Here is a 25,286-nt window from a genome sequence, read left to right as displayed (position 1 = left end):
TCTTCTTCGAACATCCGTGCTAGACATCGTACAGACGTTCTATCGAACACCGGTTCGACAGGACACGCCACGAGGAGGACCAGATGACCGCACTCACCGTCACCCACGGCGCGCCGGTTGGTGTGCCCGCAGCCCGACCGGCCCGCACCCGCCACCTCGTATCCGTCCCCACGGGCGAGGCGGCCCCCACTGCGACGAAGGGGGCGGTGCGGCTGACGCGCCGCGGCCGCCTCACGATGACTGTGGCCACCCTGGCGCTCGCCTCGGTCGCCGGCGCGGGCGTGGCCTTCGGTGGCCAGGCGGCCGCTCCCGAGCAGGTCACCGTCGAGACGGGGCAGACGCTGACCTCGATCGCCGCACTCGAGATGTCCGGCGTGCCGACGGACGACGCGATCACCCGCATCCGGCAGGCCAACGACCTGTCCACGAGCCACGTCCACGCGGGGCAGACCCTGCTCATTCCCGCCTCCTGAGAAGCCTCCCGGGCCCTTCGACCCAGCCCGGGCCGGCCGTCGGCCACCTCCGTGTTCGGGGGTGGCCGACGTGCGTGTCGGGGTGGTCGACCCCGGTATCGCGGGCTTCGCGCAGTTTCGGTGACCGCTCACCGATGGCGCCACGCCGGGGACTTGCATCCGTTGTGTGACGGGGGTGTAATAGTCACTACATCTAGTGGTTACACGGATGTCATTCGTCCACATCTAGTACACAGGATGAGTTGGGTTCTCCACAGGATTCGGGGGACTGTCCCCATTTCGTCCACCGTTCCATCCACAGGACCGCCCGCAAGAGCCGAGAGGAGTCACTGATGCACTGTCCGTTCTGCCGGCACACCGACTCCCGGGTCATCGACAGCCGGACCGCCGATGACGGCAGTGCGATCCGTCGCCGGCGTCAGTGTCCGGAGTGCTCCCGGCGTTTCACCACGCTGGAGAGCGCGAGCCTGTCGGTGACCAAGCGGTCGGGGGCCGCCGAGCCGTTCAGCCGGGCCAAGGTGCTCTCCGGTGTCCGCAAGGCCTGCCAGGGCCGACCGGTGACCGAGGACCAGCTCGCCCTCCTCGCCCAGCGCGTGGAGGAGAGCATCCGCTCGCAGGGCAGCGCCGAGATCGACGCCCACGAGGTGGGCATGGCGATCCTGCCTCCGCTGCGAGAGCTCGACGAGGTCGCCTACCTGCGCTTCGCGTCCGTCTACCAGTCCTTCGACTCGCTCGAGGACTTCGAGGCGGCCATCGGCGCACTGCGCCGGGAGCAAGTGCCCGCCACCGCGAGCAGCACCCCCTAGATCCCGGGTACCGACACGCGAGTGGGCTGTCGGTACCCGGTGACACCGTGGTTCGTAGCCAACTCACCTTCACATCAGACCGCACGCAGCAAGAGAACCGTCCAGACAGGGACCGAGGAGAGAAGAGCATGACCGAGACCGCCGGTAAGTCCAGCGCACGTCGCGGCTCCCGCACGACCAAGGGGCTGACGATCGAGCGCATCCACACCACTGAGGGCGTCCACCCCTATGACGAGGTCACCTGGGAGAAGCGTGACGTCGTCCAGCAGAACTGGAAGACCGGCGCGACGATCTTCGAGCAGCGCGGAGTCGAGTTCCCCGACTTCTGGTCGCTGAACGCCTCGACGATCGTCACGACGAAGTACTTCCGCGGCGCTCTCGACACCCCGCAGCGCGAGACCGGCCTGAAGCAGCTCATCGACCGTGTCGTGCTCACCTATGTCAAGGCCGGCAAGGACAACGGGTACTTCGCCACGGACACCGACGCCGAGATCTTCGAGCACGAGCTCACCTACGCCCTGCTCCACCAGATCTTCAGCTTCAACTCCCCGGTGTGGTTCAACGTCGGGACCAAGAGCCCGCAGCAGGTCAGCGCGTGCTTCATCCTCTCCGTCGATGACTCCATGGACTCGATCCTGGGTTGGTACAAGGAGGAGGGCTTCATCTTCAAGGGCGGCTCCGGTGCCGGCCTGAACCTCTCGCGCATCCGCTCCTCCAAGGAGCTGCTCTCCTCCGGTGGCACCGCCTCCGGCCCGGTCTCCTTCATGCGTGGTGCCGACGCCTCCGCGGGCACGATCAAGTCCGGTGGCGCGACCCGTCGCGCGGCGAAGATGGTCGTCCTGGACGTCGACCACCCGGACATCGAGGAGTTCGTCGAGACGAAGGCCAAGGAGGAGCACAAGATCCGTGCGCTGCGTGACGCCGGCTTCGACATGGACCTCGGCGGCTCGGACATCACCTCCGTGCAGTACCAGAACGCGAACAACTCGGTGCGTGTCAACGACGAGTTCATGCGCGCGGTCGACGAGGGCACCGACTTCGGTCTGAAGTCGCGCACCGACGGCTCGGTCATCGAGAGCGTCGACGCCCGCGAGCTGATGGGCAAGATCGCCCAGGCCGCGTGGGAGTGCGCCGACCCGGGCATCCAGTACGACGACACGATCAACGACTGGCACACCAACCCCGAGTCGGGCCGGATCACCGCGTCCAACCCGTGCAGCGAGTACATGTCCCTGGACAACTCCTCCTGCAACCTCGCCTCGCTGAACCTGCTGAAGTTCCTCGGTGACGACGACACCTTCGACGCCGAGCGCTTCCAGAAGGTCGCGGAGCTGGTCATCACCGCGATGGACATCTCGATCTGCTTCGCTGACTTCCCGACCGAGGCGATCGGTGACACCACGCGTGACTTCCGCCAGCTGGGCATCGGCTACGCCAACCTCGGTGCGCTGCTCATGGCGACCGGTCACGGCTACGACTCCGACGGCGGTCGCGCCCTCGCGGCGTCGATCACCTCGCTGCTGACGGGTGCCTCCTACAAGCGCTCCGCCGAGATGGCCGGCATCGTCGGGCCGTACGCCGGTTACGCCCGCAACGCCGACGCGCACAAGCGGGTCATGCGCAAGCACCAGGCGGCCAACGACGAGATCCGCACGCTGCACACGATGGACCGCTCGATCCACCAGCAGGCCACCAAGGCCTGGGATGCGGTCGTGAAGGTCGGGGAGAAGAACGGCTACCGCAACGCGCAGGCGTCGGTGCTCGCCCCGACCGGGACGATCGGCTTCATGATGGACTGCGACACCACGGGCATCGAGCCGGACTTCTCGCTGGTGAAGTTCAAGAAGCTCGTCGGTGGCGGCTCGATGCAGATCGTCAACCTGACGATCCCGCGTGCGCTGAAGTTGCTCGGTTACACCGAGGAGACCTCCGAGGCGATCGTGGAGTACATCGCCGACAAGGGCCACGTCATCGACGCCCCGGGTCTGAAGCCGGAGCACTACGAGGTCTTCGACACCGCCATGGGTCAGCGCGCCATCGCGCCGATGGGTCACGTGCGGATGATGGCTGCGGTGCAGCCCTTCCTCTCCGGCGCGATCTCCAAGACGGTCAACCTGCCGGAGAGCGCCACGGTCGAGGAGATCGCGGACGTCTACTCCCAGGGGTGGAAGCTCGGCCTGAAGGCCCTGGCGGTCTACCGCGACAACTGCAAGGTCGGTCAGCCGCTGTCTGATGGCGGGTCCACGGCGAAGGGGGCCAAGGCCGACGCGGAGGCCGCTGCGGCCGGCGCGGCGGAGAAGGTCATCGAGTACCGCCCGCTGCGTCGTCGCCTCCCGAAGCGTCGCGCCTCGCAGACCACGAGCTTCGCCGTGGGTGGGGCCGAGGGGTACCTGACCTCGGGCACCTACGAGGACGGTGAGCTGGGCGAGATCTTCCTGAAGTTCGGCAAGCAGGGCTCGACCCTGGCCGGCCTGATGGATGCCTTCTCGATCGCGATCTCGATCGCGCTGCAGCACGGTGTCCCGCTGGAGACCTACGTCGAGAAGTTCACCAACCTGCGCTTCGAGCCGGCCGGCATGACGGACGACCCGGACGTGCGGATGGCGCAGTCGATCATGGACTATGTCTTCCGTCGTCTGGCGCTGGACTACCTGGACTTCGACACCCGGTCCTTCATGGGCATCCACACCGCCGATGAGCGCTCGCGCCAGCTGGAGACCGGCTCGTACGCCCCGTCGTCCTCCGACGATGACGAGGACTACGACGACGAGTCCTACAGCCAGACCGTGGCCACCAAGGAGACCAAGCCGGTCGCCAAGGAGGAGTCGAGCGACAACTCCGGCAGCGGCAGCGCCTCCACCCGCGAGGCCGACGCCACGGTCCACTCCTCGGCCGAGCTGATGGAGAAGCTCCAGGGCAAGGCCTCGGACGCACCGATGTGCATGACCTGCGGGACCAAGATGCGCCCCGCCGGCTCCTGCTACGTCTGCGAGGGTTGCGGCTCGACCAGCGGTTGCAGCTGATCGACTGAATAGACGTCGGGCCCCGGTTTCCTACAACCGGGGCCCGACAGCAGGAGATGAGCTCCTGTCCCTCTCTGGGGTTGCCAGGATCACTCATCCCTGCTCGTCACACAAGTACGAGCGCGGAAGGAGGTGAGACTCATGGCTTACAAGAGTGCTAAGTCTGGACGCTTCATCACGAAGAAGCACGCCAAGTCCAGCCCGAACACCACGTACAAGCTCGGGAACTCCGGGAAGAAGAAGGGTAAGTAGACCCTCTGAGTGGCCGGCCTCGATGGCTCTTCGTCGAGGCCGGCCACGCTTCTGTTCTCTGTCCGCCATGACTTGCAATGGACGCAGTCCTATGAAGCGGCAGCTGCTGTGAGGTAGATGCTCTGGGGAAGCAGGTTGTGCAGTCGCCAGGTGAAAGCGATCGGTCGCTCTCCCTTGTGGCTCACATAGGAAGCCGGCCCCAGGAAGACATACGGAACGCCTCCGCCGAAGTCATTGACCTTGCTGTCCCTCGCGAACAGCAGAATATGGGTGCCCTCGGACTCGTGATTGATGTACCGCTGGCCCGTTGCTGATCGCACGGTGGTGCTGGACTGCGACTCCCAGTGGAAGAGCTCTGGACTGATCGCATAGTCCCGATACATCGTCGTCGGCGAGTAGTCCGCCTCAGACTTCTTGAGCGTGATGAAGAAGGCGTCGGAGTCGATCTCGGGGGAGTGCAGGACACCTTCACGGAAGCTGTTGGGGGCGCGTCCGCCCAAGGACGCGTACCGAAGCGCTGCGACGGCTTGCTCGCGCGTGTACCGACCGTGCACGCGCAGTGGCAGGTGGCCGATGTCTCCGATGAGTGGGCGCGTGACGTGAGTTGCGTGGTCGAGTCCAATCTCGATCACCTGCCGAAGGTCGTTGCGCACGTTCGCTTCGTCCCGCAGAGCCCGCAGCCCTGCGTCATAGGTCGTGAAGCCACCCCCTCCCGTCCAGAGCGAGAAGAAGAGCATCCGGCCGAACTCCTGCATTCGCGAGCTGGCTGCACCATAGGCAGGTGCGTCGTCACTCAGCCACGTCAGATAGGCCTGTGCACGCTCGGGGTCGTCGACGTGCGTAAACGCCCGGACGCGCTTGAGAAGCAAGTGTTCCTGGGGGCCGGCTGGCGCTGTCGGTAGGTCTGCGTCGCGTCGTAGGCGCGTCCACGACCGGTCAGCTTTGACGACATCTGCCAGATCGACGTTGGTCTCGTTGAGATAGGTCGAGAGTTCATCGGTGGGGTGCTTCTTCAGCTCGGCCGCGAGAGCCTTCCATCGAGTCGTCAGCTGACCCTTGAGGTTGTCGAGGACGACGTCCTGCGTCTGTTGGTCCAGGACGATCTGGCAGCCAGACGGCAAGAACGGGAACCCCTTGTCGACCTGGTCGGCGAGCCCCTTACGGGTACTGCCGGTCATGGCCCGGAATCGGTCTGCGAACCGGAATGACTTGTTCTGGTGACCAACGAAGTCCAGCGCAGTCAGGACCGCCTTGTCATCGGCCCGACGGAGCCCTCGGCCCAGCTGTTGCAGGAAGACCGTGGCCGACTCGGTCGGGCGGAGAAACAGCACGGTATCGACAGACGGCAGGTCGACGCCTTCGTTGAACATGTCGACGGTGAAGACAACGGCCAGTCGACCTGCACGCACGTCAGCCAAGGCCTCAGCGCGATCGGCGCTCCTGGGGTTGCTCGTCACTGCCGCTGCAGGGATGCCGGCGTCTGTGAACACTCGCGCCATGTACTCGGCATGCGCTACCGAGACGCAGAATCCGAGGGCCTTCATGGTTCGTGGGTTGACGATCTTATCGCGGACGGCTTGCAGGATCAGCGCCGCTCGGGCGTCATTGCCGGTGTAAACCCTCTCCAGCTCCTCCGTGCTGTACGCGCCTCGCTTCCAGGTAATGGCACTGAGATCGGTGCCGTCTGCAATGCCGAAGTAGTGGAACGGGGAGAGCAATTCCGAGGCCAAGGCATCCCACAACCGAAGTTCAGCGGCGATTCGGCCATCGAAGAATGTCTGGGCGACATCCGTCCCGTCGGCTCGCTCCGGTGTGGCTGTCAGGCCGAGCAACTCGGATGGCTCGAGGTGATCAAGGAGCGTGCGATAGGTGCGTGCCTGAGCGTGATGGAACTCGTCGATGACGACGACCTCGAAGTGGCCTGCAGGGATGCTGCTGACCCCGTACGAGTTGAGCGACTGCACCGAGGCGAAGACGTGCTCCCAGCGTTCGGGGCGAGCCCCGCCGACGTAGAGTTCACCGAAGTCTTGGTCGCGGAGCACCTCCCGGTAGGTCCGCAGGCTCTGCGTCAGGATCTCCTGTCGGTGAGCCACGAAGAGAAGCCGAGGAGCACGCCCTTCGCTCTGGCTCAGACGGCGATAGTCCAGTGCCGCGAGCACTGTCTTGCCTGTACCGGTGGCTGCAATGACGAGGTTGCGGTGGCGGTCGTGGACGACCCGCTCGACGTCCAGGGCCTCCAACATCTCAGCTTGGTAGGGGAAGGGCTGCACGTCGAGCCCGGAGATCGAGATCGTGACCTGATCGGGCTTCTTGCCGCTTCCCGATGCGAGGAGGAGAGCATCGTCGAGTCGGTCGCGGTCCCGGTCCGGGTCATAGTCCTCGAACGAGCTGTCGTTCCAGTAGGTCTCGAATGTGGCTTCGAACTTGTGCATCAACGCAGGGGTTGCGACCGAGGAGAGCCGGACATTCCACTCAACGCCATCGAGGAGCGCAGCCCGCGAGAGGTTAGAGGAGCCGACGTAGGCGGTGTTGAAGCCCGTTTGGCGGTTGAACAGCCAGGCCTTCGCGTGGAGGCGTGTGCGGAGCGAGTCGTACTGGATCTTCACCTCGGCGCCGAATTGGTTCACGAGACGATCGAGAGCCTGGCGTTCTGTGGCACCCATGTAGGTCGTGGTGATGACGCGAAGGGGGATCCCTCTGTCGTGCAGTCGCCGCAGTTGAGGTTCCAGCAGCCGTAGTCCGTACCACTTCACGAAGGCGATGAGTAGGTCAACCGAGTCGGCAGTCTCTAGCTCGGCGCGCAGTTCAGAACCCAGGCTGGGCTCACCGATCGAGTTTGTCAGGAGCGCTGCGTCAGAGAGGGGAGTGGACGGACGATCTGGCGCGACGTACTCCACACCGGGACCTGCTGGTCGGTGGAGGAAGTGAAGCTGGCGGCTACCGGAGCCGAGCAGATCAGTCACATTGCCCAGCTGAGCGAGGATCCGATTGACGATCTCGCGCCTTTGCGCTGGATCCTTCTCATCACGGAGGGCACGTTCGACGGCAGTGCGGACATGGCGTGCCAGAACGTGCGGCTCATCCCCACTGTCGACGTCGTAGATCAGACGGGTGTCGTCGGGACGCTCAGCGAGCAACTTCTCGAGTCGAGCAGTCAGCAGCGACTCGTACATACCCTCGGGAAGCGCATCATTGAAGGTCACGGAGTGGAGCTTGCCAGTGACGGGCGATATCCCGCTGGTGGATACCGTGATTCGTTACATGTACGTCGCCTGAATGAGTTGGACCGCCGGGACATCCGCTGGCGCCCAATCAAGTTGCGACAGGTCCGCCGCTGGCAGCCACCTCACGGCTTGGTGCTCAGTGAGCTCAGGCTCGCCTGTGAGGAGTCGGCAGTAGAAGGTCATCAGCGTGATCAGGGCGAAGTCGTACTCATATCGCGTTGTCGTGATCCGCTCATCGACAGAGATCTGACAGCCCAGCTCCTCGGTGACCTCGCGCTTCAGTGCCTCTGCTGGTGTTTCGCCGGCCTCAATCTTCCCGCCCGGAAACTCCCACATTTCGGCCAAGGGACCGGTCGCTCGCTGGGCGCAGAGGATTCGGTGGTCGGACACGATGACTGCACCGACCACGTCGATGGACTTCTTCATAGATTCCTTCCGGACGTGCGCTGTCAATGAGCTTAGAAGGTCCTGTTGATCAGGCGATGATCGGCTCAACGGTGCTGGTCTCTGACCCCTGCAATGGCCAGTTCAGCTCCTCGACCCACAGCTCAACCACGCCCCAAACTGACTGGGGCGGCTCCGCCACGGTGTATACGGATCCGTCGAAACTGAACTGATCGCCGATCTTGAGGTCGGTCATCAGCACCTCTTCATCACGAGGCGAACGTTCGGAGCTCATGGCCGTCCTTTCCCCCTTCGCCCTGCCACTGCACACCCTGGTGCCTCAGCAGGTCGGACGCCAGTGCGTTGTCACACCCCCCTGACAGACTCGATCACATGTTCGAAGAAGAGCTGGCCCTGGTGGAAGAGTCCTTCCGAGGACTCAGTAGCGCCCGCGAGGGGGTGAGCGCGCGCGGCGGCCGAGCCGACGAGCGGACGCTGACGCAGGTCCTCGAGACCACAGAGCGACTCCGACGGGCGGCCGATGCCTTGGAGCTCTCGGTGATCGGGCAAGCCGTGCGCTGGGGTGAGGAGCGCGGTCCGGACGGGATCCACCGCGCCGTCCACCTGCGCCAGGGCGAGGTCGCAGAGTTCGCTGTCGAGGCGGTCGGCGTCACCCTGCGGGCCAGCACCTTCGAAGCCCGTGATCGGTGCGACCTCGCTGCCCGCGCAGTCACCGACCTGCACGAGCTCGCCGACCTCATCGCCGACGGTCGACTTCGGGAGCGGGCCATGGGCATCGTCGCCAAGGAGACCCGTCTGGCCGAGCCGCACGCCGTCGTAGCCGTGGTCGAGCACCTCCTCGCCCCAATGCGCGGCCGCCCCGACTCGATACGCATCGTCGAGCTGGAGGAGCGCGAGATCCGCAAGGCGTGCCGCCGGATCCTCCAGCGCGCTCAACCCGACCTGCTGAGCGGCGAGAGCAAGCGCAACCGCCGCGAGCAACTGGATGCCCGCTTCAGCGCCGGCCCGGTCGGCACCACCGACCTCCACGCCACCCTCCCCAGCGAGATCGGACTGGCACTGAAGTGCGCCATCGATGAGGCCGCTGCACAACGTCTCACCGAGGACCCGGACCTCACCGCCGGAGCTGCCCGTGCATGGGGCCTGGCCGACCTCGCCCTGAGCGGCGTCGAGGTCTCCGCGCAAGTCCGCCTGGGCATCCCCGTCATCACCTCAGCGGCGTCCCGGATCGCCTTCGCCCCCTACGAAGGGGGCGAACGCGCACACGGTGACCAACTCGGAACGACGATCGGCCAGGACCTGCACGGCCCCACCGCCCGGGAAGGGCGACTCGTCACCGGCGACGGCGCTGATGCGGTCGACGTGATCGCCGAGGAGTGGGCGGGCGACGCCGTCACCTCCCAGGTCCCGGCGTCGCTCGGCCCCAACGGGTCGCCGACATGGGTCAGCGGGTGCGACATCCCCGGCGTCGGCTACATCCCGCCAGACGCAGTGGCCGCCATCGTCAGCAACCTCGAGACGAGGGTCTCCCGAGCCCTCCTCGACGCCCGTACCGGCACCCTTGTCGAGACCTCGAACCCGCGCTACGTCATCACGGACTCGATGCGCGAGTTCGTTGCCGCCCGCGACGAGGTCTGTCGCATGTGGGGCTGCCACCGACGGGTCCGCAAGAGCGGACTCGAGCACGGTGCCGACCTGGACCACGCCACCCCATGGCCCGCTGGTCCCTCCACCCCGGCCAACCTCTCCGGACTCTGCCGCCACCACCACCGGCTCAAGCACTCCGCCCGGTGGACCCACCGCCAGAGCGCGGATGGTACCTCCGAGTGGATCAGCCCGGGCGGCGTTGCTGCCATGACCTTCCCGGCCCAGTGGATCCACACGGAGGACGAAGGGGGAGAGCTGGCCTCGCCCCCTTCGCAGGGGGCGAACATCGATTGGTTGGCGGCCGTCGTCGACAGGGAGCCGTCAGAGAAGACCGATGTCTTTGCTCGGCTCCCGGAGGTGGCGCCCTTCTGAGACAGCCGGATGACCTCGAGACCCGCCAGACCTACGACCCGGCGCGGATGCTGATCTCGCTCGCCTCGGGGTCCATCATCACCTCGAGTACACGACGTGTCCCGTCCCATCCGCTGACCTCGCCACCGTCGACGGTGACCTCGGGCCGACCGGGCCCGGGGGAGAAGTCGTCAGGGAGGTAGACCTCGGCCGTCAGCCCCCCGGACGGTGAGACGTCAAAGGTGAGCTCGTGCTCGTCCGCATCGATCGCACCCACTGCCCCCGCAACCGATCGCGGATAAGGGCGGTCGAGGGCCGCCACGAGGTTGCGGGGCTCTCCCTCCGCGTCGTAGGGGCCCCAGCTGCCCGGGTCCCGGGACCAGTAGGCGACGCCGAACCCGTGGTCGTCGGCCACGTCGTAGACGGCATCGACGTACTCGAGTGCGCCCGGCTTCGTGGTGTCCAGACCGAACTCGCCCAGCACGACGGGCACGTCCCCGAGTCGCTCGGAGGTGCGCAGGGTGTTGGTCAGCCAGGTCTGCACGGTGCCGTCCACCAGCGTCTTGGTGGTGCCGGTGTAGCCACTCCCCAGGTCCATGGGCAGCGGATACAGATGCGGACAGTAGGCGATGCGAGCAGGACCATCCCGCGGGTCGTCGACCGGACCCAAACCCGTTGGGGTGGCCCAGTTGACGCCCATGGCCTGCGGCTCCAGGCACAGCCACGTCGAGTCGTCCACGGTACGGATCGCATCCGCTGCCGACTGGTAAAGCGAAGTGAGCGGACCCGCCTCGAAGGCCGGCCCCTGCAAACTGCCGCCGTACGGCTCGTTCATCAGGTCGTAGGCGATGACGGCCGGCTCGTCGGCGAACCGCTCGGCGACGGCCTCCCACGCGCCCACGTAGTGGGTACGCAGCTCTGGGTGTTCGCCGGTCGTGTTCCAGAAGTTGTCGAAGGCGCGGATGACCCCCGGGTCCAGGTAGTACAGCTCCCACATCTCGTGCTCACCGATCGGGAGCCCATCGCTGTGGGTCGCCCACCCCGGAGCCCCGTTGCCGACAGCGTGACTCGGGACGATCTCGGTGCCGTACAGGTCCTGGTGCATGTCGAGCATCACGTGATAGCCGCGCTCGGCGTACCAGTCCACCCGCTCGGCGACGCCGTCCAGGTACGCCTGGTCGTAGTGACCCGGCTCCGGCTCCACGGCCCGCCACGAGATGAGGAACCGCACGAAGTTCGTGCCCATGTCGGCGTACTCGGCTTCGATGTCGGCAGGTCGTAGGTCCGGCAGACCATCGGGGGCCTGCTTGGCGCTGCCCGCGGTGGAGAACCCGCGCAGGGTGAGGCTGCGCCCCTCCTCGTCGGTGAGAGCGGGGACGTCCTCGGTGGTCGAGAGTGAGCGGGCCCCGGCCAGCGCGCCACCGGCCACGACCAGCGCGAGCACCAGTCCGATCGACCACCAGCGCAGGCGCCGACTGCCCGGACCTCGATCGCGCCTGAGGTGTGCCACGTGGTCTCCTCTCATTCACCACAACCCGCGGATTGAGCCATAGGCTACGGCGTGTGATGGGCGAAGTTGTGGCACAGCGACGGCCGGTGTGGGCAGGCGTCGTGACCCTGCTGGCGGTGGTCGCCGTGCTCGGGGTGCCCACCATCCGGCTGTGGGCCGTCAGTCAGTTCCCGCCCCTCGCCCTGCTCGAGGGCATCCGTCTACCCGGGCCGCTGCCCACGCTCGGCCTGCCCCTGGCCGACGATCCCTCGTGGGCCCACTGGGCGATGCGTTCGCTCGGCGCCCTGGCCATCCCACTCGTCTTCGGCCTGTGGATGTCCCGCTCGCCGCGAGGCCCAGGACGGGTTGCGCTCGGGGCGTGGACGACGACGGTCGTCGCAGTTGTCTTCGGCAGCGTGGTCCACGCCGTCCTGGCGAGCATGTTGCTGGCAGGAGGGTTCCTCTCCTTCCTCCTGACGCTCGGCGGCACCCTGCTCGTCGGCACCGTGATCGGCATGGTCGTCGGGGTGGTCGTTGCCGTGGCCTGCGCGATCGTGTCGCGACGTTCACCACATGGGGTGGGATCTCAGTAATTGCCTCCGCGGCCCCGCCTCCCTCTTCGCCCCTACGAAGGGGGAGACCCTGGATCGATCATTTCGTCCCCTTGGGAGGCGGCGAACGGAGACGAATTGGAGAGAGTCGTCGATAGAGGACCGATAGAGAAGGTCGGTGGAAGCATCGGCAAGGGGACAGAGGTCCTTGGGTCTAATCGGACTCCATGTTGGTGACAGTCGCCCGGGCAGCCTTCTCCAGAGCGTCCGAGCTGGTCGCTCCGCCAACGGACGCCTGGGACAAGGTCACGATGTTGTGCCCAGCGCGAACTACGACCATGTCGAGACCGACTGGCATTCCCTCGGCTGTCCCGGCCATACGGATGGCCGCGGACTCCTCACCCAGATTTGGGAACGACAGGCTGGAGATCTTGAATGTCGTCGTCGTCCCGTCCTCGGTAGAGGTGATCTCCGAGCAGGTGGAGAGGGCATCGAGGACCTTCTTGAAGCTGTCCTCGGGAACCTCGTCTGCGAAGGAGCTGATTTCCACCCCCAGGAAGGGGCCCAGCATCCCTGCGGTGTACGTCTGGGACGCCTTTGCGGTGGGCTCCTCGTCCTGCTCATCGGAGAGATCGTCCATGATCGCCTGACACTTGGCAGGCTCGATCGTTCCCTCCGGCTCTGCGTCGGACTCGGAGTCGTCGGTGAGTGAGTTCTCGGGATCCACGCTCCACCCCGTGGGGAGCGCAGAGACAGGCGGAAGGGCCGCCTTGGCCTCCTTGTTCGTCAGTTCTTGGCCGACAGCGTCCAGCTCGACATCTTCGGTCTCCGAGCGGTCCTCCGCCGCACCCTCTCCCGTGTCGGCGGACGACTCCCCGACGGTCCCCGCTCGATCGGGTGGAGAGTCGCCACAGCCCGCAAGAGCCACTGAAGCAATCAGGGCCACGGCGCATGTGTGCAGGCGTGTCGGTCGAATGACGTCGATCATGTGGTTCGAGCTCCCCCGGGTGGCCGCCAATGGCGAATGTGTGGACGGCTTCTGCCGCCAAGGCAAAGATGCACGTCCGGCATCGCCTGATCCTATGAATAGCCGTGAACCGTGAGGCATTCGTTGTAGACACAAGGGCTGTCGTCGACCGCCCTGACCGGGGGCGCTCGGTACGTTCCTCCCATGGCACCGCAGCTGATCCCGCAGGACCCACGCTTCACGACCGAGTCCGAGCAGGTCGTGTGGGAGAAGCTGCGTGACTCCCTTCGCCCGCAGGACACGCTCATCGCCAACCTGCGGCTCACCGACACCCGCAAGGACCACGAGGCCGACCTCGTCGTCGTCATGCCGGACGTCGGTGTGGTGGTCGTCGAGGTCAAGGGCACCGGGGTGCGCATCGATGACGGCACCTGGACCATCAAGCGCAACGGCGGGAGGAGGACGATCGACCCGGTCGGCCAGGCGCGGGACTCCAAGTACGCCGTGCGCGCGTACGTCGGTTCCGACCGGCGGTGGGCACACTCGTCCCGGACCACGGTGCGGTACGCGCACGCGGTCGTCACCCCCTTCGTCGGTCTCGGTCTGGACTTCGACCTGCCCGACTGCCCTCGGTGGATGATCCACGACCGGGAGGACCTACCCCACCTCGCCGAGCGTCTGGCGGACATCCCACTCGGCTTCGAGACCCACCTGCGTGTGCCGACCGACGACGACTGCGCGGTCATCGTCGACATCCTCACCGCCCGCGGCACCGACGCCGTCCCGTCCGCCGCCGACGAAGCCGACGAGCGGCAGCAACGTGCCGACCGCCTGACCGAGGAGCAGAGCCAGATCCTGCGCGTCACCCGCCTGCTGCGGCGCGTGGAGATCCGCGGTGGTGCCGGCAGCGGCAAGACCGTCCTCGCCCTCACCCAGGCCCGCCAGCTGGCGGCCGGGCGTGACGGCCGCCCGGCCGAGCGCGTTGCCCTGCTGTGCTACTCGATCGGGCTGGCCACCCACTTCAAGCGTGAGGTCGCGACGTGGCCGCACCGCCAGCGCCCTGCCTTCGTCGGGACCTTCGAGGACCTCGCAAACCTCTGGGGCCTGCCCTCCGGCACCCGCGACGAGTCCGACTACTGGGAGCGGACCCTCCCGCTCCACATGGCCGAGCGCGCAGGGGAGCTGCCGCCGGGGGAGCGCTACGACTCCTTCGTCGTCGACGAGGCGCAGGACTTCGCCGAGTCGTGGTGGCGCCCGCTCGTCGCCGCGCTGACCGACGAGAGCGAGGGTGGCCTTTTCATCTACAGCGACGAGAACCAACGCCTGTTCAACCGCTTCGGTCGGCCGCCGGTCCCGCTCGTACCTCTCGTCCTGGACCACAACCTGCGCAACACCAAGCAGATCGCCGAGGTCTTCAAGCCCCTCGCGCCACTGCGGATGCGCCTGGAGGGCGGCGACGGTCCGGACGTCACCTTCATCCCCACCAACCCCGAGGACGCCGTCGGTGACGCCGACGACCAGGTCGACCTGCTCATCGACGAGGGGTGGGAGCCCGGGCACATCGCGCTGCTGACCACCGGTCGCCGTCACCCTGTGCAGGTCGAGCGCCAGGAGGAGCTCGGCCAGGCCGGGTACTGGCGCACCTTCTGGGAGGACGAGGACGTCTTCTTCGGGCACGTCCTCGGGGCGAAGGGGATGGAACGTCGCGTCGTCGTGCTGTGCGTCAACGAGGACGGCACGAGGGAACGCTTCCGTGAGCGGCTCTACGTCGGCCTGTCCCGGGCCACCGACCGGCTCGTCGTCGTGGGCGACCCGGCGGCCATCGCGCACGCGGGGGAGAAGGTGGCCACGACCCTGCACGAGGCGGCGGATACAGTCGACGCTGCACCGCATCAGCAGGCAGGGGAGTAGGGGAAGACGTGAACGAGCACACACCGGGTTGGTACGACCACGAGGGGGAGCGCCGCTACTGGGACGGCGAGCAGTGGACGCACGCCACGTCCGTGCCACAGACCCCCGCACCCGCTACCCCGCCGCAGGGCCAGGTGATGCCCTACGGGCAGCCGGGTGACTACGGGGGCCAGGTGCCCCCCTTCGCTCCCGGGACGATGCCGTTCCCGCGCAAGGAGCCGGCGCTGTCGCTGCTGGCCTCCGTCTTCGTCCCCGGTGTCGGACAGATGATCAACGGTGACATGGGGCCGGGCGTGGCCTTCCTCAGTGCCTACATCGGCGGCTGGGTCCTGGTCGTCTGCCTGGGATGGATCCTCATCGGGTTCATCGGCCTGCCGATCGCCCTCGGCGCCTGGATCTGGTCGATGATCGACGCCTACCAGGGGGCCGTGAAGTACAACCAGATGGCCGGGTACCCCGGCTGAGCCGACCCGCCGTCAGCACTCGATGACGTTGACGGCCAGGCCGCCACGCGCGGTCTCCTTGTACTTCACCTTCATGTCCCGGCCCGTCTCGCGCATGGTCTTCACGACCTTGTCGAGGGAGACGACGTGCGAGCCGTCCCCGCGAAGGGCGGTACGCGCCGCCGTGATCGCCTTCACCGCGGCGACGGCATTGCGCTCGATGCACGGGATCTGCACCAGCCCACCGACGGGGTCGCAGGTCAGGCCGAGGTTGTGCTCCATGCCGATCTCGGCGGCGTTCTCCACCTGGGCGGCCGAGCCACCGAGGACCGCGGCCATCGCGCCTGCGGCCATCGAGCAGGCCGAGCCGACCTCGCCCTGGCAGCCGACCTCGGCGCCGGAGATCGAGGCGTTCTCCTTGTAGACCACGCCGATCGCGGCGGCAGTGAGCAGGAAGCGGCAGATGCCGTCGTCGTCGGCGCCCGGCACGAAGTCGACGTAGTAGCGCAGCACGGCAGGAATGATCCCGGCCGCACCGTTGGTCGGTGCGGTGACCACGCGTCCACCGGCGGCGTTCTCCTCGTTGACCGCCAGCGCGTAGAGCGTCAGCCAGTCCATGCCGCGCAGCGGGTCGTCGCTCGACCCCTCCGCGCGCAGTCGGCGGGAGAGCTCCGGCGCGCGGCGACGCACCTTCAGGCCTCCGGGCAGGACGCCCTCGCTACGCACGCCGTTGTCGATGCACTCCTGCATGACCGACCAGATGTGCAGCAGCTCGGCGCGCACCTCCTCCTCGGTGCGCCAGGACCTCTCGTTCTCCAGCATCACCTGGGCGATCGACAGGCCGGTCTCCTCGCAGATCGCGAGCAGCTGGTCGCCGGTGGTGAAGGGGTGGGCGACCGGTGTCGTGTCCGCGACGACCTTCGTCGAGCCGGACGCGTCCTCACCGATGACGAAGCCGCCACCGACGGAGTAGTACGTGTGGCTGCTGATCGGCTGCTCGTCCTCGCCCCACGCGGTGAAGGTCATGCCGTTGGGGTGCAGCGGCAGGGTCTTGCGCCGGTGCAGCACGAGGTCCTCGTCGCCATCGAAATCGATCTCGTGCTCCCCGAGCAGCGAGAGACGGCCCGACTCGCGGATCTCGCTCAGCTGACCGGCGACCGAGCGCGGGTCGCAGACCTCGGGGCGCTCGCCGGACAGCCCGAGCAGGACGGCGGTGTTGGAGCCGTGACCGTGGCCGGTCGCGCCCAGCGAGCCGAACAGCTCGCCCTTGACCCGGCGGACCTGATCGAGGACACCCTCCTCGCGGAGGGTCTCGCCGAAGGTCACCGCCGCCCGCATCGGGCCGACGGTGTGCGAGCTCGACGGGCCGATGCCGATCGAGAAGAGGTCGAAGACACTGAGTGCCACGGAACGTCACTCCTGGGTGCTCGGGTGGGGGCACGGACGACAGCCGTCATGGGTGGACGACGTGCCGCACATCACACTACCTGCGCTGTCTGGGCGAGGAGGCGGTCCCTGAGGTGCTGGGTCCCACGCACCGCGTGGGCGGAAGTGCTTCCGTCAGGTCGATTTCCCCAAGGCATCGAGCAGGGCGGGGATCCGACGCTCCAAGGCGGCGAACACCAAGCGATCATCCACCTTGTCGTAGTGATGGGCGATGAGGTTGCGCATGTGGGCGAGAGCGATCCAGTCGACGGAGTCGTGAGCCTGCTTGAAGTCTGCCGGCAACTTCTCGGCCACCGTCGCCACCTGGATGAGGATGTGCCGACCGCTGTTGCGCAGCACCCGACCGTGTGGGCTGTCGGCGAGATAGGCGTCGATGCCGAGGCTCACCGTGTAGGCAGCGTCACCGCCGAACATGGACAAGTCATCGAGTCGATGCTGAACGCGTGCGCCGTCGTCCGGGGTGGCGGTCACAGTGCAACAGCCTCGATGGCTCCGCTGCCCGTGACCACGCCGCGCATCCGGGCGTCGACCAGATCCACCGGAAAGGTGAGCAGGGCCGAGAGCTCGGCCTCCAGCGTCAACAGGTCGACGATGTCGTGTCGATCAGTGAAGTCCACCATCAAGTCGATGTCGGAGTCGGTGCGATCGCAGCCACGCGCCACGGACCCGAACACCGTGGGCTCCGGAAGACCCGCACGGGCGAAGATGTCCCGAACCTGCTGGCGTCGTGCGGCCAGCGCCACCGAGGGGCGCATCGCCACAGCGCCATCGATCGCTGCCCGCGACGGTTGCGACGGGTGCCGCCGCCCCGACTCGATTGCGGCGATCAAAGGTTGCTTGACCCCGGACGCTTGGGCGAGGTCCCGTTGCGACATGCTGAGAATCGCGCGTCGCTCGCGCAGAAAGCGTGCATAGTCGTCGGCCATGACCCTATGATAACGCGCCGCGTTATCGAAGGTCGGTCCCGCAGTGGCCTGTGGAAAGCCTCGCGGCGCCCGGGCTCGATGTGGCCATGCTGAAGGGCATGACATTCGACAACCTGCCCAGTGACTGGCCCACCCGACCCCTGACCGACACCGACATCGCACCCGACGTCGTCGACCTCGTCGTGCGCGAGAGCGACCGCGAGACCGGGTGCCTGAGCATCCTGCTCTGCGGCGACGGCGATCGGTTGCTGCAACCCGTCGCGATCACCGATCTCGACGGCGAGCCATACCTGCGACGGCGCGAGGTTTTCGACACCTTCCTCGGCGGCCTCGGCGACGTGCTCAGCGGCATCGTCGTCGCCGTCGGTCGACCGCGCGGTCTGCAGCCCGACGACGAGGCGCGGGCCTGGCACGAGGCGGCGATCGCCTCCTGCCGCGAGCACGACGTCCCGTTGCTGGGCACCTACCTCGCCACCATCCACGGCGTTGTCGAGATGCCGCGGTGGGAGCAGCTGCGGACGGCCGGATGAGGCCTACAGCAACTCGTTGATCTGCTCGGTGATCGCGGCACCGATCGCCTCAGCGAAGCCCTCCGGGTCCTCGTGCGCGGCCGGCTCCTCCGGGACGATGACGTCGACCAGGCCGTCCTGCTGCATCTGGACCGCGCCGACGCGCTGACGGGCGGCGAGCAGGGGAGCGTGGTCGGTGTCCTTGAAGAGGATCGCGCTGGCACCCTCCGGCGGTAGCGGGGAGAGCCACGCGTTGCTCGAGGCGATGACCCGACGGGCGGGCAGCATCGCCAGGGCGCCACCGCCGGTGCCCTCACCGAGCAGCACCGAGACGCTCGGCACCGTCAGTGCGGTCATGTCCGCGATCGAGCGGGCGATCTCCCCGGCCAGCGCGCCCTCCTCCGCGTGCGGGGAGAGGTCCGCGCCGGGGGTGTCGATGACCGTGACCAGGGGCAGCCCCAGCTCTGTGGCCATGACCATCCCGCGCCGGGCCTCGCGCAGCGCGGCCGGGCCCATCGACTCGGCGACCTGGTAGCGCCGGTCCTGCCCGACGAGCACACACGGGCGCCCGCCGAAGGACGCCAGCGCCAGCATCACGCCCTTGTCCGACTCCCCGTACCCGGTCCCGTTGAGCGGGATCACATCGTCCGCGGCGTACCGCAGCAGCTCGCGCACGCCGGGGCGGTCCGCCCGTCGCGTCACCGTGATCGCCGACCACAGCTCGTCGATCTCCTCCTGCGTCGGTTCCGGCCGGGAGGTGAAGGGGGTGACGTGCCAGACCGGGTCCTCACCCTCCGCAGCGGGGGAGCCGGGGGAGGCGTCCCGGGCGTCCGGGTGCGTGTGCCGCTCGGTGGTCGCCGACAGCAGTGTCAGGGCACGTGCAGCGATCCCGGCGAGCTGGTCGGTGGGCACGACGGCATCGACGATGCCCTTCTCGACGAGGTTCTCCGCGAGCTGCACACCTTCGGGGAAGGGCTCGCCGTTGACCGTCTCGTAGACGACCGGACCGAGGAAACCGATGAGCGCCTCCGGCTCGGCGATCGTCATGTGCCCCAAGGACCCCCACGACGCGAAGACCCCACCGGTCGTGGGATGACGCAGGTAGACGAGGTAGGGCAGGCCCGCAGCCTTGTGCGCGACGACGGCCGCGGAGATGTCGATCATCGTCACGAAGGCGGGCGTGCCCTCCTGCATGCGTGTGCCACCGCTGGCGGTCGCGGCGATCAGCGGCAGACGCTGCGTGGTGGCCCGCCGGACCGCGGCGACGATTCGCCCGGCGGCGGCGCGACCGATGGAGCCGCCGAGGAAACGGAACTCACCGACGATCAGCGCGACGTCGTGGCCGTGGATCCGGGCCGACCCCGTGATCACGGACTCGTCGGTGCCGGCGCGCTCGGCGGCCCGCTCCAGCGAGTCCAGGTAGGTCTCGTCCAGGCCGGCGAGATCGAGGGGCCCGTCCCAGGAGAGGAAGGTGTCCTCGTCGACGACCGTGTCGATCAGTTCGTGGGCAGTCAGGCGAGCGGAACTCATGCAGTGATCCTGCCAGTCACCGCGCTGGGTACTCTTTCTCCGTGCTTGTGCCGTTGACCACTGTCGTGCTCGTCGCCGTCGGCGTGCTCGGGGTGATGGCCATGCTCTACATGCTCATCGACCGCCTCGTCGACGACGGGATGCTCCTCGTCACCGCTGTCGTCGAGCTCTCCCTCCTCGTCCTGGCGGTCACCTGCGCCTTCGCGCAGGCCAAGGTCACCGGGACCGGGCAGGGCGCGACGATGCTCGCCTACGCGCTGACCCTGCCGATCATCCCGCCGATCGTCGTCTTCATCGCGCTGAAGGAGAAGACCCGGTGGGCCATGGGCGTCGTCATCGCCGGCGCCTTCACCGTCGGCGTCATGGCCTACCGCATCCTGCAGATCTGGGACCTCCATGGCCCCGCCTGACGTGCGCACCGGCGCGGGACCGGGCCGGGTCGTCGTGGCCGTCTACGCCGTACTCGCGCTCGCCGCGACCGGTCGCTCGGTCCTGCAGCTGACCCAGTACTTCGACCGGGCGCCGCTGGCGTACGTGCTCTCCGCCCTCGCGGCCGTGATCTACATCGTCGCGACCCTGGCCCTGGCGAAGGGGGGACCCACCGGCGCCCGCATCGCCACCGGCGCGATCCTCGTCGAGGCGATCGGGGTGCTGTCCGTGGGCACCCTGTCCTACCTCGTGCCCGAGCTCTTCCCGGACAAGACCGTCTGGTCCCACTACGGGTCCGGCTACGGCTACGCGCCGCTCGTCCTCCCCTTCGTCGGGCTGTGGTGGATCCGCAGGGTCCGGATGGCCCCCCGCAGCGCGGGGGAGTGACCGGGGCCACCCCCTTCGCCCGGGAGGTGAGACGCCCTCTCGCGGACCGGAGCCGGTCTCGTATGCTCGTGGGCAGGTCCAGAGCGTCAGCGACAAGCCCCGGCTCGCTGACCGGCAACCCTCCTCCGCGGTGGGGTGCCCCGGGAGACGACCTGGCCCGTGGCGACCGCCACGGACAAGCGCGCACCACCAGGAGCACAGACATGTCCGACCCGTCCACGTGGAATTTCGAGACCAAGCAGATCCACGCCGGCCAGGCACCTGACCCGACGACCGGCTCGCGGGCGCTGCCGATCCACCAGACGACCTCGTTCGTCTTCCCGGACACCGAGACCGCGAAGAACCGCTTCGCGCTGTCCGAGCTCGGGCCGATCTACACCCGGATCACCAACCCGACCCAGGAGGCGGTCGAGAGCAAGATCGCCGCCCTCGAGGGCGGGACCGGCGCACTGCTGGTGTCCTCGGGCATGTCCGCGACCTCGATGGCGCTGATGAACGTCGCCGAGGCGGGCGACCACGTCGTGGCCAGCGCCGCGCTCTACGGCGGGACGGTCAACCTCTTCAAGTTCACGCTGCCGAAGTTCGGCATCGAGGTCTCCCTCGTGGAGGACCCGAGCGACCTCGAGCAGTGGCAGGCCGCGATCCGGCCGAACACGAAGGCCCTCTTCGGCGAGACCGTCGGCAACCCCAAGGACGTCGTGCTGGACGTTGCAGGAATTGCGGGCATCGCTCATGAGGCAGGTGTGCCGCTGATCGTCGACAACACCATCGCCACCCCCTACAACTTGCGCCCGATCGAGCACGGCGCCGACGTCGTCGTCCACTCCGCGACGAAGTTCCTCGGCGGCCACGGCACCTCGATCGCCGGGGTCATCGTGGACAGCGGGAACTTCGACTACGCCGCCGACCCGGAGAAGTTCCCCGGCTTCAACCAGCCCGACGAGAGCTACCACGGCCTGCGCTACGGCCCGGACCTGGGCGAGGGCGGCGTGCTCGGCGCGAACCTCGCCTTCATCCTCAAGGCGCGCGTGCAGCTGCTGCGCGACCTCGGCCAGGCGGTCTCGCCGTTCAACGCCTTCCTCATCGACCAGGGCATCGAGACGCTCAGCCTGCGGATGGACCGCCACCTGGCGAACACGCGCACGATCGCCGACTTCCTCGGTGGCCACGCGCAGGTCGAGAAGGTCATCTGGGCGTCCCTGCCCACCAGCGCGAGCCACGACCTGGCCCAGAAGTACACGCCGAAGGGAGCCGGTTCCGTCATCTCCTTCGAGATCGCCGGTGGCCTCGAGGCGGGCAGGAAGTTCGTCGAGGGCCTGACCCTGCACAGCCACCTGGCCAACATCGGTGACGTGCGCTCGCTGGTGATCCACCCCGCGTCGACGACCCACTCGCAGGGCCCGGAGGAGGACCGCTTGGCCGCTGGCGTCACCCCCGGGCTGGTGCGTCTGTCCGTCGGACTGGAGAGCTCCGACGACATCATCGCCGACCTCGAGCAGGGCTTCGCCGCCGCGAAGGCCTGACCCTCCCCACGTTCCCTGAGGTGTGAGGCCGTCCACGGCCGAGCCTCGAAGGGCGCCGCGGGGCCTGTGGAGAAATCCACGGGCCCCGCGGCGTTCTTCTCTAGCGTGGTCGACATGGGTGGCTACGGGATCTCGATCGACGGCGAGGGCATCGCCAATCTCGGCGATCGCCTCGGGAGCATCGCCGACCTCCTGGAGGAGGCGGCGACGCGGACGTCGGACGTGGCCGTCTACGGGTTTCCGTCCGGCACCGGCGAGCGCGCCATGGACGGCGTCCTCGGTGATCAGGAACTGGTCCGGGTCGAGGTGTGCGACCGACTGCGTGCGCTGCGCGACCTGGCCCAGGACGCCGGTGGCTGCTTCATCAGCGCCGAGCGGCAGATCGGTCTGCTCTTCCGGGGCACCTCCTGATGGCGCTGCCGCTCTTCCGCACGGAGCAGGGTGAACCGGGCCGGTTGCGCGCCGAGGCTCGCACGTTGGCAGTCCGCGCGGAGGTGATGCGCGAGGCGGCCGCGCGGTTGCACGAGGTCTCGACGAAGGGGGTGTGGGACTCGCCCTCGGGCGCGGCCTTCGCCTCGCGGGTCGGGGAGGTCCCGCAGACCCTGAACCAACTCGCGGGCACGCTGGAGGAGGCCGCACAGGCGATCGTGCCCTACGCGGACCGGCTCGCCGAGTCGCAGGACGTCATGAAGTTGGCGCGCGAGACCTACGACGCGTACGTCACCGAGTCCGACCGTCTCAGGGCGCGGCTGGAGACGATGTCGCCCGAGGACCCGGACTACGCGCGTGCCGACCGGGAGTGGCGGGACGCCGCTGACCAGCGTGAGTTCGCCAAGCGGCGGTACCAACGCGAGGGCGAGGAGGCGACGCTCGATGAGGAGGCCGTTGCCCGGCGCCTCGCGGACGTCGGGCAGGCCTCGACGGACCCGTGGGGATACGACCTCTTCGAGGGGTTGAGTTCTCTCGGTCAGAGCAGGGCCGTCGACAATGTCCTGACCGACTTCGTGCCGGCCTTTCGCCCGATCGCACTGCTGCAGTTCGCTGACCCGATCGGCAAGCTCGGGCTGCGCGCCTTCTACGACCAGGGCAGCTACGCGGGTGCGGCGAAGGCCACCAAGCAGACCCTCTTCAACGTGGTGAAGGTCCCCGTGGGAGCGGGCGCCAAGGTCGACGCCGCCGCGCGGAGAGCCAGACGCGCGAGCGAGACGGCCGCGGCGAAGGCGCGCCGGGGCAACCCCGCCGGAGCATCCGGGAGCGCGCCGACGCGCCTGCGGCACAAGGCCGGGGCCAAGGCCAAGCAGACGACGGCAGGAGCGAAGGTCGGCGCCAAGCACGCCGTCCGGGACGCCTTCGACGACGCCACCGGCATCCGGCTGATCACCAACATGACCTCCGACTGGGCCGCGATCGCCGGATCGGGCCACGTGACCAAGGGCGTGCACGTCCTGAAGTACTCGGTCGCCGCGGCGGACAAGGTGGACAGCACGGTTCGCACGGCCCGCACGACGGCGGGCACGGTCGGGCCCCGCACCACCAAACATGGTGTGTCGCGCGGCGGTTCGTGAGGCATACCTCCACGGACTCCCGGGTTTCCGGGCCTCCGCGATCGCCACGGCCGCGAACTGCCGCGCGACACCCCGTCTAGCACCCTTACCGCCGAAAATGACATTGCCCGAGCGGCCCGAGGGGCGCAGGATCGACGGCATGACCACTCGCGTGACCGTGCACCGGATCGACCCGGACGACCCTGCCCAGGTCGACGCCGTCCTCGACATGGACCAGCTCGTCTGGGCCGACGACCTGCGCACCCCGCGCGAGGTCGCCTTGGCCGACACACCGACCAGAGCGGCGTGGATCGCCCGGGTCAACGGCGAGGCCGCCGGCATCGCTGCGTCCTGGGACGTCGAGCTGTCCGTCCCCGCGGCAGGCGGGGGTGCCTCCCTTCGCCCGGTCGAGGGGCTGACCTGGGTGGGCGTGCACCCCGACCACCGACGCCGGGGCGTGCTCACCGCGCTGATCCGTGAGCACCTGCGCTGGACCCGGGACGAGCAGGGGCGCTCGATCAGCGTCCTCAAAGCCTCCGAGCCGGGGATCTACGGCCGCTTCGGCTACGGCGTGACCAGTTCGACGGTGATGTCCTCCTTCGGGCGCGGCACGACCTTCGCCGCGCCGTCCGCGGTCCGGGAGGTCGCCGACGCGACCACCCTGCGCACGACCACCGCGAGCCCAGACCAGGGGAGGCGCTGGCACGCGTTGGCGAGGGAGTGCGCCCGCACCGGGGCCGGGCACATCGTGCGCAGCCCGCAGGACAGCGAGCGGCTCCTCGCCGACAACCCCGAGAGCAGGGGGACCCGCGAGCCCGCCCGGCTGCTGTGGGCCACCCGCGAGCGCCGCGACGTCGGTGCCGCGTACTTCCACCGCACGCCGAAGTGGACCCACGGGAAACCCGACGGCACCGTCGGCGTCTTCTTCCTCGTCTCCACCGACGCGGGCGCGCGGCTGGCGCTCGCCGAGCGACTCGTCGACATCGACCTGATGGGCACCACCGAGTACTGGGTCGCTCCCGACGACGTCCTCGCCTTGTGGCTGCCCTCGCCCCGGTCGCTCGGTGGCAGCGGGGTGAGCGACAACATGTGGCTGCGGATCGTCGATCTGCCGGCCGCCGTCGCCGAGCGTGGTCACGCCGCTGACGTCGACCTCGTCGTAGAGGTCCGCGACGAGATCCTCCAGGACAACGCCGGCGCCTGGCGCTGGACCTCCACTGGCGCCGACGCTGCCGTCACGCGCACCGATGCCACTGCGGATCTGACCCTCGACATCGGCGACCTCGGCGCGGCGTGGCTCGGTGGCCAGACCCTCGGCGCGCGGGCAGCCGCGGGCTTCGTCACCGAGCACCGACCCGGTGCCGTGGCCGAGCTCGACGCCGCCCTGCGAACGGCCGTCGGCCCGGTCGGGACGATCGACTTCTGACGGGGACGGGAGCGCACGTATCCT

The 25,286-nt window shown here is 68.1% G+C and carries 23 protein-coding genes and 1 riboswitch; of the genes, 14 read left to right on the top strand and 9 right to left on the bottom strand.

Annotated elements, in window-relative coordinates; all coding sequences use genetic code 11:
• Window positions 1–83: 83 nt before the first annotated feature.
• The 3 genes from BJY20_RS02310 (at window position 84) to BJY20_RS02300 (ending at window position 4,302) form a co-directional block, all read left to right on the top strand.
• Window positions 84–473, top strand: a complete 390-nt coding sequence (locus BJY20_RS02310) for a LysM peptidoglycan-binding domain-containing protein (protein WP_185990049.1) — start codon at window positions 84–86, stop codon at window positions 471–473.
• A gap of 332 nt (window positions 474–805) precedes the next feature.
• A complete protein-coding gene (gene nrdR / locus BJY20_RS02305; protein ID WP_185990048.1) occupies window positions 806–1,279 on the top strand; it encodes a transcriptional regulator NrdR in 474 nt (157 codons plus the stop codon).
• Window positions 1,280–1,407: 128 nt separating this feature from the next.
• Window positions 1,408–4,302, top strand: a complete 2,895-nt coding sequence (locus BJY20_RS02300; RefSeq protein WP_185990047.1) for a vitamin B12-dependent ribonucleotide reductase — start codon at window positions 1,408–1,410, stop codon at window positions 4,300–4,302.
• A 341-nt stretch (window positions 4,303–4,643) separates the two neighbouring features.
• On the opposite strand, the gene BJY20_RS02295 is transcribed toward BJY20_RS02300, so the two are convergent.
• From BJY20_RS02295 to BJY20_RS02285, 3 genes are all read right to left on the bottom strand, one after another.
• Window positions 4,644–7,727 (bottom strand): DEAD/DEAH box helicase, encoded by a 3,084-nt coding sequence (locus BJY20_RS02295; RefSeq protein ID WP_185992416.1) that lies wholly within the window; start codon window positions 7,725–7,727, stop codon window positions 4,644–4,646.
• Between the two features lie 84 nt (window positions 7,728–7,811).
• Entirely contained in the window at window positions 7,812–8,204 is a 393-nt protein-coding gene (locus tag BJY20_RS02290) for a (deoxy)nucleoside triphosphate pyrophosphohydrolase (RefSeq protein WP_185990046.1), read from the bottom strand.
• A 49-nt stretch (window positions 8,205–8,253) separates the two neighbouring features.
• Window positions 8,254–8,457 (bottom strand): hypothetical protein, encoded by a 204-nt coding sequence (locus BJY20_RS02285; protein WP_185990045.1) that lies wholly within the window; start codon window positions 8,455–8,457, stop codon window positions 8,254–8,256.
• A 98-nt stretch (window positions 8,458–8,555) separates the two neighbouring features.
• Between BJY20_RS02285 and BJY20_RS02280 the strand changes: the two genes are divergently transcribed.
• Window positions 8,556–10,202: an HNH endonuclease signature motif containing protein gene (locus tag BJY20_RS02280; protein ID WP_185990044.1), complete on the top strand. Its 1,647-nt coding sequence runs from the start codon at window positions 8,556–8,558 to the stop codon at window positions 10,200–10,202.
• A 31-nt stretch (window positions 10,203–10,233) separates the two neighbouring features.
• On the opposite strand, the gene BJY20_RS02275 is transcribed toward BJY20_RS02280, so the two are convergent.
• Complete coding sequence (locus BJY20_RS02275) at window positions 10,234–11,691, bottom strand: cellulase family glycosylhydrolase (RefSeq protein WP_221935221.1); 1,458 nt, start codon at window positions 11,689–11,691, stop codon at window positions 10,234–10,236.
• 101 nt (window positions 11,692–11,792) lie between these two features.
• Between BJY20_RS02275 and BJY20_RS02270 the strand changes: the two genes are divergently transcribed.
• Complete coding sequence (locus tag BJY20_RS02270) at window positions 11,793–12,263, top strand: hypothetical protein (protein WP_185990042.1); 471 nt, start codon at window positions 11,793–11,795, stop codon at window positions 12,261–12,263.
• A 172-nt stretch (window positions 12,264–12,435) separates the two neighbouring features.
• Here BJY20_RS02270 and BJY20_RS02265 read toward each other — a convergent pair whose 3' ends face one another.
• On the bottom strand, window positions 12,436–13,209 hold the full coding sequence (locus BJY20_RS02265) for a hypothetical protein (RefSeq protein ID WP_185990041.1): 774 nt from the start codon (window positions 13,207–13,209) through the stop codon (window positions 12,436–12,438).
• 183 nt (window positions 13,210–13,392) lie between these two features.
• Here BJY20_RS02265 and BJY20_RS02260 point away from each other — a divergent pair, with 183 nt between their 5' ends.
• Window positions 13,393–15,099 (top strand): NERD domain-containing protein, encoded by a 1,707-nt coding sequence (locus tag BJY20_RS02260; protein ID WP_185990040.1) that lies wholly within the window; start codon window positions 13,393–13,395, stop codon window positions 15,097–15,099.
• A gap of 8 nt (window positions 15,100–15,107) precedes the next feature.
• The gene (locus BJY20_RS02255; protein ID WP_185990039.1) at window positions 15,108–15,563 is read left to right on the top strand and encodes a DUF2510 domain-containing protein; all 456 of its coding nucleotides are present in this window, start codon (window positions 15,108–15,110) and stop codon (window positions 15,561–15,563) included.
• Window positions 15,564–15,575: 12 nt separating this feature from the next.
• Here BJY20_RS02255 and BJY20_RS02250 read toward each other — a convergent pair whose 3' ends face one another.
• From BJY20_RS02250 to BJY20_RS02240, 3 genes are all read right to left on the bottom strand, one after another.
• Window positions 15,576–16,949: an L-serine ammonia-lyase gene (locus BJY20_RS02250; RefSeq protein WP_185990038.1), complete on the bottom strand. Its 1,374-nt coding sequence runs from the start codon at window positions 16,947–16,949 to the stop codon at window positions 15,576–15,578.
• A 153-nt stretch (window positions 16,950–17,102) separates the two neighbouring features.
• A complete protein-coding gene (locus tag BJY20_RS02245; RefSeq protein WP_185990037.1) occupies window positions 17,103–17,402 on the bottom strand; it encodes a HepT-like ribonuclease domain-containing protein in 300 nt (99 codons plus the stop codon).
• A 53-nt stretch (window positions 17,403–17,455) separates the two neighbouring features.
• Window positions 17,456–17,914 carry a helix-turn-helix domain-containing protein gene (locus BJY20_RS02240; RefSeq protein ID WP_185990036.1) on the bottom strand — a complete coding sequence of 153 codons (459 nt, stop codon included), beginning with the start codon at window positions 17,912–17,914 and terminating at the stop codon, window positions 17,456–17,458.
• Window positions 17,915–18,012: 98 nt separating this feature from the next.
• Between BJY20_RS02240 and BJY20_RS02235 the strand changes: the two genes are divergently transcribed.
• Complete coding sequence (locus tag BJY20_RS02235) at window positions 18,013–18,444, top strand: hypothetical protein (protein ID WP_185990035.1); 432 nt, start codon at window positions 18,013–18,015, stop codon at window positions 18,442–18,444.
• Between the two features lie 3 nt (window positions 18,445–18,447).
• Here the strand turns inward: BJY20_RS02235 and BJY20_RS02230 are convergent, their stop codons facing one another.
• A complete protein-coding gene (locus BJY20_RS02230) occupies window positions 18,448–19,953 on the bottom strand; it encodes a carboxyl transferase domain-containing protein (RefSeq protein WP_185990034.1) in 1,506 nt (501 codons plus the stop codon).
• Between the two features lie 41 nt (window positions 19,954–19,994).
• On the opposite strand from BJY20_RS02230, the gene BJY20_RS02225 reads away from it, so the two are divergent.
• From BJY20_RS02225 to BJY20_RS02200, 6 genes are all read left to right on the top strand, one after another.
• Entirely contained in the window at window positions 19,995–20,363 is a 369-nt protein-coding gene (locus BJY20_RS02225; protein ID WP_185990033.1) for a hypothetical protein, read from the top strand.
• Window positions 20,350–20,769 carry a hypothetical protein gene (locus tag BJY20_RS02220; protein WP_185990032.1) on the top strand — a complete coding sequence of 140 codons (420 nt, stop codon included), beginning with the start codon at window positions 20,350–20,352 and terminating at the stop codon, window positions 20,767–20,769. The genes BJY20_RS02225 and BJY20_RS02220 overlap by 14 nt, the downstream gene beginning before the upstream one ends.
• 75 nt (window positions 20,770–20,844) lie before the next feature.
• Window positions 20,845–20,957: riboswitch (SAM riboswitch) on the top strand.
• Window positions 20,958–20,972: 15 nt separating this feature from the next.
• Window positions 20,973–22,292 carry a bifunctional o-acetylhomoserine/o-acetylserine sulfhydrylase gene (locus BJY20_RS02215; RefSeq protein WP_185990031.1) on the top strand — a complete coding sequence of 440 codons (1,320 nt, stop codon included), beginning with the start codon at window positions 20,973–20,975 and terminating at the stop codon, window positions 22,290–22,292.
• Window positions 22,293–22,406: 114 nt separating this feature from the next.
• The gene (locus BJY20_RS02210) at window positions 22,407–22,703 is read left to right on the top strand and encodes a hypothetical protein (protein WP_185990030.1); all 297 of its coding nucleotides are present in this window, start codon (window positions 22,407–22,409) and stop codon (window positions 22,701–22,703) included.
• The gene (locus BJY20_RS02205; RefSeq protein ID WP_185990029.1) at window positions 22,703–23,857 is read left to right on the top strand and encodes a hypothetical protein; all 1,155 of its coding nucleotides are present in this window, start codon (window positions 22,703–22,705) and stop codon (window positions 23,855–23,857) included. Before BJY20_RS02210 ends, BJY20_RS02205 begins: the two co-directional genes overlap by 1 nt.
• A 139-nt stretch (window positions 23,858–23,996) precedes the next feature.
• The gene (locus BJY20_RS02200) at window positions 23,997–25,262 is read left to right on the top strand and encodes a GNAT family N-acetyltransferase (RefSeq protein WP_185990028.1); all 1,266 of its coding nucleotides are present in this window, start codon (window positions 23,997–23,999) and stop codon (window positions 25,260–25,262) included.
• The last annotated feature ends 24 nt before the right edge of the window (window positions 25,263–25,286 follow it).

Source organism: Janibacter cremeus, assembly GCF_013409205.1.
GTDB lineage: Bacteria > Actinomycetota > Actinomycetes > Actinomycetales > Dermatophilaceae > Janibacter > Janibacter cremeus.
The sequence above is the reverse complement of the archived record's forward strand: the minus strand, read 5'-3'. Positions and strand labels throughout refer to the sequence as shown.

Excerpts from the sequence above, each read along its gene's own strand:
- BJY20_RS02310 (WP_185990049.1), top strand. The coding sequence starts at position 84 with ATGACCGCACTCACCGTCACCCACGGCGCGCCGGTTGGTGTGCCCGCA.
- nrdR (WP_185990048.1), top strand. The coding sequence starts at position 806 with ATGCACTGTCCGTTCTGCCGGCACACCGACTCCCGGGTCATCGACAGC.
- BJY20_RS02300 (WP_185990047.1), top strand. The coding sequence starts at position 1,408 with ATGACCGAGACCGCCGGTAAGTCCAGCGCACGTCGCGGCTCCCGCACG.
- BJY20_RS02295 (WP_185992416.1), bottom strand. The coding sequence starts at position 7,727 with ATGTACGAGTCGCTGCTGACTGCTCGACTCGAGAAGTTGCTCGCTGAG.
- BJY20_RS02290 (WP_185990046.1), bottom strand. The coding sequence starts at position 8,204 with ATGAAGAAGTCCATCGACGTGGTCGGTGCAGTCATCGTGTCCGACCAC.
- BJY20_RS02285 (WP_185990045.1), bottom strand. The coding sequence starts at position 8,457 with ATGAGCTCCGAACGTTCGCCTCGTGATGAAGAGGTGCTGATGACCGAC.
- BJY20_RS02280 (WP_185990044.1), top strand. The coding sequence starts at position 8,556 with ATGTTCGAAGAAGAGCTGGCCCTGGTGGAAGAGTCCTTCCGAGGACTC.
- BJY20_RS02265 (WP_185990041.1), bottom strand. The coding sequence starts at position 13,209 with ATGATCGACGTCATTCGACCGACACGCCTGCACACATGCGCCGTGGCC.
- BJY20_RS02260 (WP_185990040.1), top strand. The coding sequence starts at position 13,393 with ATGGCACCGCAGCTGATCCCGCAGGACCCACGCTTCACGACCGAGTCC.
- BJY20_RS02245 (WP_185990037.1), bottom strand. The coding sequence starts at position 17,402 with ATGTTCGGCGGTGACGCTGCCTACACGGTGAGCCTCGGCATCGACGCC.
- BJY20_RS02240 (WP_185990036.1), bottom strand. The coding sequence starts at position 17,914 with ATGGCCGACGACTATGCACGCTTTCTGCGCGAGCGACGCGCGATTCTC.
- BJY20_RS02235 (WP_185990035.1), top strand. The coding sequence starts at position 18,013 with ATGACATTCGACAACCTGCCCAGTGACTGGCCCACCCGACCCCTGACC.
- BJY20_RS02230 (WP_185990034.1), bottom strand. The coding sequence starts at position 19,953 with ATGAGTTCCGCTCGCCTGACTGCCCACGAACTGATCGACACGGTCGTC.
- BJY20_RS02220 (WP_185990032.1), top strand. The coding sequence starts at position 20,350 with ATGGCCCCGCCTGACGTGCGCACCGGCGCGGGACCGGGCCGGGTCGTC.
- BJY20_RS02215 (WP_185990031.1), top strand. The coding sequence starts at position 20,973 with ATGTCCGACCCGTCCACGTGGAATTTCGAGACCAAGCAGATCCACGCC.
- BJY20_RS02210 (WP_185990030.1), top strand. The coding sequence starts at position 22,407 with ATGGGTGGCTACGGGATCTCGATCGACGGCGAGGGCATCGCCAATCTC.
- BJY20_RS02205 (WP_185990029.1), top strand. The coding sequence starts at position 22,703 with ATGGCGCTGCCGCTCTTCCGCACGGAGCAGGGTGAACCGGGCCGGTTG.
- BJY20_RS02200 (WP_185990028.1), top strand. The coding sequence starts at position 23,997 with ATGACCACTCGCGTGACCGTGCACCGGATCGACCCGGACGACCCTGCC.